Source organism: Endozoicomonas sp. SESOKO4 (assembly GCF_024606275.1).
The window spans coordinates 1-1106 of the sequence record NZ_JAHHPS010000413.1; the positions used below are offsets into that span (position 1 = coordinate 1).

General features: G+C 48.8%; 1 protein-coding gene. It reads left to right on the top strand.

What is annotated here, in order from left to right; genetic code table 11:
* The coding region (locus tag KDK16_RS08070) for a hypothetical protein (protein ID WP_257275518.1) at positions 1 to 1106 on the top strand (1106 nt) is incomplete at both ends.

Genomic DNA, 1106 nt, shown 5'->3' on the forward strand with positions numbered 1-1106 from the left:
GTTGTCGTTTTTTTCCCCCGGCGGTGGACTGGATTGTCTGGCAAACCCGATAAAATTAAGTATGTCGCCACAACGATCAAAAATACTGGCAGAGACCAGAGAGAACGTAAACCGACTGATTCACGGGGCTGAAGCAATGCTTGTGGGTTACCGTGCCTTCTTGTTGCTGGCGGGTGACAAGGGTTCATCCGAGGTTCAGCCAATGCTGGATGAGTCACAGCAATTAATCAACCGGTTCGAGACGCTGAAAAAAACCATTCAATCCGGATTAGAGAGTATCGTTCTGCCCATGCAAGCCGCTGAAGAAGGGCAGGTATCCCGAAGAGAGTTTCGTCAGTGGGTGGCAGCCTGTCAGCAACTGCAATCCTCTCTTCAGGCACTCAATCCCGCTGAGGCTGAGCAGGTTCGAAGTGTCCATGAGCTGATTTTTGTCCTGCATCAGCGCTTCATAAAAGCCCTGGCTCCGGTCACTCTGGACTCGGGTCGGGGCAGGTTATCTGAGGAAGAGTTTGTCACCTATGTTGATTGCACAACTTCGGTTAGGTCCGGTGAAAAGGCAATGCTGTTGAGTCCGTCCGGTAAGGCAGTCATCGAAAAATTACGGTGTTCAGAGATTACTGTCGTCAGTATGGATGATGCCTTGATTGTTAACCTGTGGCTTGGACAACACAGAAGCGTTATCGAGCTACTTGAAAACGCAGAGGGGGGGAAAGGAAGAACCTTGCGGCTGAAATTTTCAGACCAATTTGAGAAACCTGATGGCAGCGATAAACCCGGTAAGTTACAGCGTATGTGGTTTCTGGTGCAGTTGCTGAGAGTAATCGAACTGGATAAATATTCTGATGGCATGCAGCTCAGTTGCAACGCCGTGGCGGGAGAAATCATTATCGAATGCCCTCGAATAGCATCAACTCCAGATATGCTGGATACCTTTGAAAAACTGATCACTGCGCTGGGTGGTCTTGAAGACCTGGACACTTTCTTGCTGCACAGAGTCTTTTTTGAAGGGGAACCGTGTAACTTCAACTGGCTTGCAAAACGCCTTGATGGTGATGTTGCGTCAGAAGCCGATAGATTTGACTTTCAACATGGTCTTTTCACAATCG